This window comes from Streptomyces bobili (assembly GCF_002154575.1).
Taxonomy (GTDB): domain Bacteria; phylum Actinomycetota; class Actinomycetes; order Streptomycetales; family Streptomycetaceae; genus Streptomyces; species Streptomyces bobili.
In genome coordinates, this window is sequence record NZ_MUBA01000269.1 from 1 (window position 1) to 5,477 (window position 5,477).

Sequence of the window (5,477 nt, forward strand, 5' to 3'; positions counted from 1 at the left end):
CCTACAGCAGCGGCGAGGGCGGGGCCGGTGGGGTTCTTGGAGTCACGGATGTTGATGGTGTGGGGGCAGGCGGCTAGTTCGAGGCATTCGCCGCCCTCGCCGCTGCTGTAGGTCGACTTGCGCCAGGTGTAGGCGGTTTCGACGCAGTCCCCGCCTTCGCCGCCGCTGTAGCTGGACTTGAACCAGGTGAGGTTCGCGCTGCTCATAGCTCCTCCAGCTTCTTCGCGATCAACGTGCGGGTCTCCTCGGGCGGGAGCGCCATTGCCCGCATGATCCCATAGCGGTCGGCGATCTTCCGTACCTCTTCGGGGTCAGTGATCAATCGCGGGTATCCCTGGACCTCTGTGTAAGCCACCTGTGGATGTTTCTTGGGCGCCAGCAAGTTGAACGCACCGTCCATGTTGGGGTGTTCCTGGATTCTGGTCGGCATCACCTGAATCTCGATGTTCCGCATGCTGCTGACGCTCAGTAGATGTTGCAACTGCTCGGTGTGGACATCCCGTCCCCCGATTGGTCGGTCGAGTACCACTTCCTCGATCACGTAGCTGACGACCGGCGCTGGCCACCGCGCGAACACCTGCTGACGGGACAGCCGGTCGGCGACCCGCTGCTCGATGGTCTCTTCGCTGAGGAAGGGGCGACGCTTGGCGAACACCGAGCGTGCATGTGCCTCGGTCTGCAACAGTCCGTGCACAGCGTGGTTGGAGTACTGGTGCAGCTCTACGGCCTCCGCCTCCAACGCTGCATACCCCCGATACCACTCCGGGTGTCGGGTCCGAGCCCTGCTCATCGCCTCCCGCAACTCGGGGATCGCCTGCGCAAGCACTCCACCCGCTTCCAGGTGAGCGTCGGCCTTTTCCAGTACTTCGGGCCGGATGAGCCGTACTCCCCGCTCCATCGACGAGATGGCATCCGGGCCGTACCCCACCAGGAGCCCGAACTCCTTCTGGGTCAGCCCTTTCCGCTCCCGGAACAACTTCAGCATCTTCCCCAGCGCCGTGAACAACCCCGTCGTCCCGTCGGACTCCGCCGGTGTCTCCGGCCTCCGCTCGCGTTCTTCCTGCATGTCACCCCACCGCCCTCGCACTTGCCCGCGGTCACGCCTACGGCCCGTACGCGCATCCCAGCGCAGCCGTACAGCTACGGAGAGTCGCGAAGTCGCCCCTGGTCAGGGTAGAGACAACGGGCCACGCTCAGTGACGTGAACTCCGAAATCTCCACCCAGATCTCCACCCAGAGGTCCACCCCCCTCGGGGAACTGACCCTGCGCCTCAGCTCCACGCCGAGGGGCGCGCGGCTGGCCCGGCGGATGACGGCGCAGCAGCTCGACGCCTGGGGATACCCGCACGACGGGGACGCCAACGACACCGCACAGCACGTCGTCGCGGAGCTGGCCGCGAACGCCGTGACGCACGGACGGGTGCCGGGCCGGGACTTCGAACTCCGGCTGCTGCTGCTCGCCGAGGGCACGCTGCGTGTCGAGGTGAGTGACACGCGGGGCGACCGGCAGCTCCGGATCGTGACGGATCCGGAGGCGGAGGGTGGCCGGGGCCTGGTGCTGGTCGCCGTACTGGCGAGGACGTGGGGCGTCGACGAGCGGGACGTGGGCAAGACGGTCTGGGCCGAACTGCCGCTCAGGGCGCGGGGGGAGAGCGCCGCCGTGCCGTCACACGTGCGGTGACGGGTTCCTTGCGTCACGAGCGTGCCAGGTGGCATCGTTCGCCCGGCTGAACGGATGTACGACCACGGGACCGCGGGCGGGGGATGGACGAGCAGGCGTTCGACGCCTTTTATGCCGGGAGCGTGGGGCGGCTCATCGGCCAGCTGTACGCCATGATCGGCGACCGCGGCGAGGCGCAGGACGTGGTCCAGGAAGCCTTCGTCCGGGCCTGGGAACACCGGGCCCGACTGGACGAGGACGGTGCGCCCGAGGCATGGGTCCGTACCGTGGCCTGGCGGCTGGCCGTCAGCCGGTGGCGGCGCGTGCGCACCTCACTGTCCTTCGCGCGGCGCCAGGGCCCGCCGCCGAACGTACCGCCGCCGGACACCCACCATGTGCTGCTGGTGCAGGCGCTGCGGCAGATCCCCGCGGCACAGCGACGGGTCATCGTGCTCCACCACCTGTGCGATCTGGAGGTGAAGCAGGTGGCTGCCGAGACCAACAGCCCCGTCGGTACGGTTAAGGCACAGCTGAGCCGGGGCCGGGCCGCGCTGGCAAGGATTCTGGCCGACACCGAGCTGGATCCGCGGGCGGGCCGAGTTTCGGAGGTGGAGCATGGCTGACGAGACCGGCTTGGACGATCACCTTGCCCGGCTTGCCGCGGACGGCCGGCGGTTCGCCGTACCGATGGCCGCGGAGCAGATCCGGGTGCGGGGGGACCGGCGTCGGCGCCGTAAGCGGGCCGTACGGATGTCGGGCGGTGTGCTGGTGGCCGCCGCCGTCGCCGTGGGGGGTCTGTCGCTGGTCCTGTCCGGTCGTGGACCGGCGCCTACCGCCGCCAAGCCGACCCCGTCGCTGAGCGCGCCCCGGTTCGTGCCCCCGACGCCGGCCCCGGGTGAGGAGTACGCCGTCGAGATCGGGTACGTGTACGACGCGAGGGTGCTGGCGGACGGAATCCAGGTCACGGTGAAGCAGCTTCGTACCGAGCGGCGGGGCACTGCCGTACCCACCGGAGTGGTCCACAAGGTGACCCTGTCGCCGCAGACCCCGGTCGAGGTGGAGCAGGTGGCCGGGGGGAAGCCGGGGGACATGCGGTTGGCGGAGCTGGTGGACCGGCTGAGCGGCGGGCCACGGTGGGTGTTCGCCGTCGACTACGACGGCGAGGGCCGGATCCAGTCGCTGCGGGAAGCGGTCTGGCTGACCGTCGAGTGAGCTTCGGCGGGGGCCCCGAAGAAGGCTGACCGGGATGCAACCTGGGGGCGGTGTGCGGCGTAGAGACCGTGTAACCCGACGACACCGGTTCCAGGAGAACGTTGACCATGTCTGCCACGTCCGCCACATCCGTCACGTCCGTCATATCTGCCTCACGCCGCCGGGGCGCCATGCGGCTGCTGTCCGTTGTCGCCTTCAGCTCCCTTGCCCTGACCGGGTGCGGCGAGGGCAAGGAGCCCGCGGAGCCCACCGCGGTCGCGGCGTCGACCGGTAGGACCCCGTGGGCGGGAACCAAGCAGTTCGTGACGGTCGACAAGGCGTGGGCCGAGGGCGGACTGACCTATCTGTCGGTGCGGCCCGCCGAGAAGAAGGTCAACACCCAGTTCGACACCTGGGAGATCATCCCCGGCACGGGGGCCTTCACCACGGTGACCATGGCGAAGGACGCCCGGGTTCTGCTGACGGCCCCGGTCCGTGGCGACGACGCCTCCGGTGTCGGCCGGGGCGAGCCGCTGCCCTCCTCCCAGGCCGAGTTCGTCACCCTGCTGACGCAACTGGACCCTGGGACCGCCGCGGGCGTCGGCTACGACCTGAGCTTCGACGGACAGGGCCAGGTAGCCAAGCTGCAGTCCCTGTACAGGCCGTGAGGCCGGGAAACTCGAAAAACAAAAACCGGCGACGATGCAACCCGGTGGAGGGGGCGGGACGTAGAGACCGTGTACCCCGACCACACCGGCTTCCAGGAGCAGTTGATGACGAACACCGCACGCCGCCGGAACACCGGGCGCTGGCTCGCCGTAGTCGCTCTCGGCGCCCTTGCCCTGACCGGGTGCGGCAGCGACAAGCCCGCGGACCGACCGGAATCCGCCGCGGCCGCAAAGCCGGCGTCGTCCTCGGCGTCGGGCGACAGGACGGACGCCCGGTCTCAGGGCGGAAAGGAATCCGTGGCCCCTGCCGAGACCCCGAAGAAGGCATCGCCTTCCGCGCCCGCCGGGAATGCGGGGATCCGGACGGACGCCCGGTCCGACAGCAGCGAGGAGGCGAAGGACAACTCGGCCTCGACCGGACGGGCCGCCTTCGCCGGCACCCAGCAGTTCGTGACGATCGGCAAGGCCTGGACCGAGGGCGGACTGACCCGTCTGTCGGTGCGGCCCGCCCAGAAGAAGGTCAACACCCAGTTCGACACCTGGGAGATCATCCCCGGCACGGGGGCCTTCACCACGGTGACCATGACCAAGGACGCCCGCGTTCTGCTGACGTGCCCGGTCCGCGACGAGGTCGCCGGAACCAGCCGCGCCGAACCGCTGCCGTACTCCCCGACCCGGTTCGTCACCCTGCTCAACCAACTGGACTCCGGCCTCCAGGACGGCATCGGGTACGACTTGGTCTTCGACGGAGCCGGCAAGGTGACCAGCCTCAAGTCCCTGTACAGGCCCTGACGGACGACCGCCGTCGTCCACCCGGTCCAGGCTCGACGGTCTGCGGCATCGACCCCGCACGTGGGCGGGAGCCGTTCGAGGGCCGGATGGCGCGGATCACGGGCCGCTTCGACCGGACTGCGGATCACCGGCTGACCCCGGCTGACCCCGGCACACATCGCGTGGGCCTTGACTTCCCAAGACCCCCGCGCGACAGTCCCGGCCCCTGTTCCCGTCAGGCTGGAGGGAGGGCCGCCGTGCCCTCAGGCGCCGACAGAGACGTACTCGCATCGTCCGACGTGTCCCACCCGTCCCGGAGGAAAGTGCTCGGCGCAGGGGCGGGGCTCGCCCTCGCCGCCGGGGCGCAGGCCGGGGCGCAGGTCACCGCCTCCGCCGCCGAAGCGCCCCTGCTCGGTACCTACGACGTCGTCGTCATCGGGGCGGGGGCCGCCGGGATGACCGCCGCGCTGACCGCCGCCAGGCGCGGGCTGAGCTGTGTGGTCGTGGAGAAGGCGGCCACCTTCGGGGGGTCGGCGGCACGGTCGGGGGCCGGGATCTGGATTCCCAACAACCCGGTCATCCTCGCGGCGGGCGTCCCGGACACGCCCGCGAAGGCCGCCGCCTACCTCAAGGCCGTCGTCGGACCGGAGGTCTCCGCCGACCGGCAGGCCGCCTTCCTCGCCCACGGGCCCGCGATGCTCTCCTTCGTCATGGCCAACAGCCCGCTGCGGTTCCGCTGGATGGAGGGGTACAGCGACTACTACCCGGAGCTGCCCGGCGGCCTGCCGGGCGGACGTTCCATCGAACCCGACCAGCTCGACGGCAACGTACTCGGCGCCGAACTCGCCCGCCTCAACCCGCCGTACATGCAACTCCCGGCCGGGATGGTCGTGTTCAGTGCCGACTACAAGTGGCTGGCGCTGGCCGCGGTGAGCGTGCGGGGTGCCGCCGTCGCCGCCGAGTGCCTGGCGCGCGGGACCAAGGCCGCCCTGCTCGGGCAGAAGCCGCTCACCATGGGGCAGTCCCTGGCGGCCGGACTGCGCGCCGGACTGCTGTCGGCCGGGGTGCCGGTGTGGCTGAGCACCCCGCTCACCGACCTGCATGTGGAGGGCGGGAGGGTGACGGGCGCGGTCGTCACGCGCGACGGTGCCGCCGGGCTCGTACGCGCCCGGCGTGGAGTCGTCGTC

Annotated in this window: 8 protein-coding genes; 6 read left to right on the top strand and 2 right to left on the bottom strand. The window is 70.3% G+C overall.

The features are described from left to right. A partial coding sequence (locus BZL64_RS21840; RefSeq protein ID WP_107430334.1) for a DUF397 domain-containing protein occupies nt 1–206 on the bottom strand: 206 nt, incomplete at its 3' end. Then, nucleotides 203–1,066 carry a helix-turn-helix domain-containing protein gene (locus BZL64_RS21845; RefSeq protein ID WP_086770890.1) on the bottom strand — a complete coding sequence of 288 codons (864 nt, stop codon included), beginning with the start codon at nt 1,064–1,066 and terminating at the stop codon, nt 203–205. The genes BZL64_RS21840 and BZL64_RS21845, both read right to left, overlap by 4 nt. A 135-nt stretch (nt 1,067–1,201) precedes the next feature. Here BZL64_RS21845 and BZL64_RS21850 point away from each other — a divergent pair, with 135 nt between their 5' ends. From BZL64_RS21850 to BZL64_RS21875, 6 genes are all read left to right on the top strand, one after another. After that, the gene (locus BZL64_RS21850; protein ID WP_244205434.1) at nt 1,202–1,681 is read left to right on the top strand and encodes an ATP-binding protein; all 480 of its coding nucleotides are present in this window, start codon (nt 1,202–1,204) and stop codon (nt 1,679–1,681) included. An 83-nt stretch (nt 1,682–1,764) separates the two neighbouring features. Beyond that, nucleotides 1,765–2,283: a SigE family RNA polymerase sigma factor gene (locus tag BZL64_RS21855; RefSeq protein WP_086770891.1), complete on the top strand. Its 519-nt coding sequence runs from the start codon at nt 1,765–1,767 to the stop codon at nt 2,281–2,283. Beyond that, nucleotides 2,276–2,872, top strand: coding sequence for a hypothetical protein (locus tag BZL64_RS21860; protein ID WP_086770892.1), 597 nt, complete (start codon nt 2,276–2,278; stop codon nt 2,870–2,872). The genes BZL64_RS21855 and BZL64_RS21860 overlap by 8 nt, the downstream gene beginning before the upstream one ends. Nucleotides 2,873–2,979: 107 nt before the next feature. Next, nucleotides 2,980–3,519, top strand: a complete 540-nt coding sequence (locus tag BZL64_RS21865) for a hypothetical protein (RefSeq protein WP_244205435.1) — start codon at nt 2,980–2,982, stop codon at nt 3,517–3,519. 297 nt (nt 3,520–3,816) lie between these two features. Then, nucleotides 3,817–4,311 carry a hypothetical protein gene (locus BZL64_RS21870; RefSeq protein ID WP_208639489.1) on the top strand — a complete coding sequence of 165 codons (495 nt, stop codon included), beginning with the start codon at nt 3,817–3,819 and terminating at the stop codon, nt 4,309–4,311. 302 nt (nt 4,312–4,613) lie between these two features. Further along, nucleotides 4,614–5,477: FAD-dependent oxidoreductase (locus BZL64_RS21875; protein ID WP_208639490.1), on the top strand; the 864-nt coding region annotated here is incomplete at its 3' end.

What these genes read in the sequence shown, in the direction of transcription:
- BZL64_RS21845 (WP_086770890.1), bottom strand. Translation starts at nt 1,066, where the DNA reads ATGCAGGAAGAACGCGAGCGGAGGCCGGAGACACCGGCGGAGTCCGAC.
- BZL64_RS21855 (WP_086770891.1), top strand. Translation starts at nt 1,765, where the DNA reads ATGGACGAGCAGGCGTTCGACGCCTTTTATGCCGGGAGCGTGGGGCGG.
- BZL64_RS21860 (WP_086770892.1), top strand. Translation starts at nt 2,276, where the DNA reads ATGGCTGACGAGACCGGCTTGGACGATCACCTTGCCCGGCTTGCCGCG.
- BZL64_RS21865 (WP_244205435.1), top strand. Translation starts at nt 2,980, where the DNA reads ATGTCTGCCACGTCCGCCACATCCGTCACGTCCGTCATATCTGCCTCA.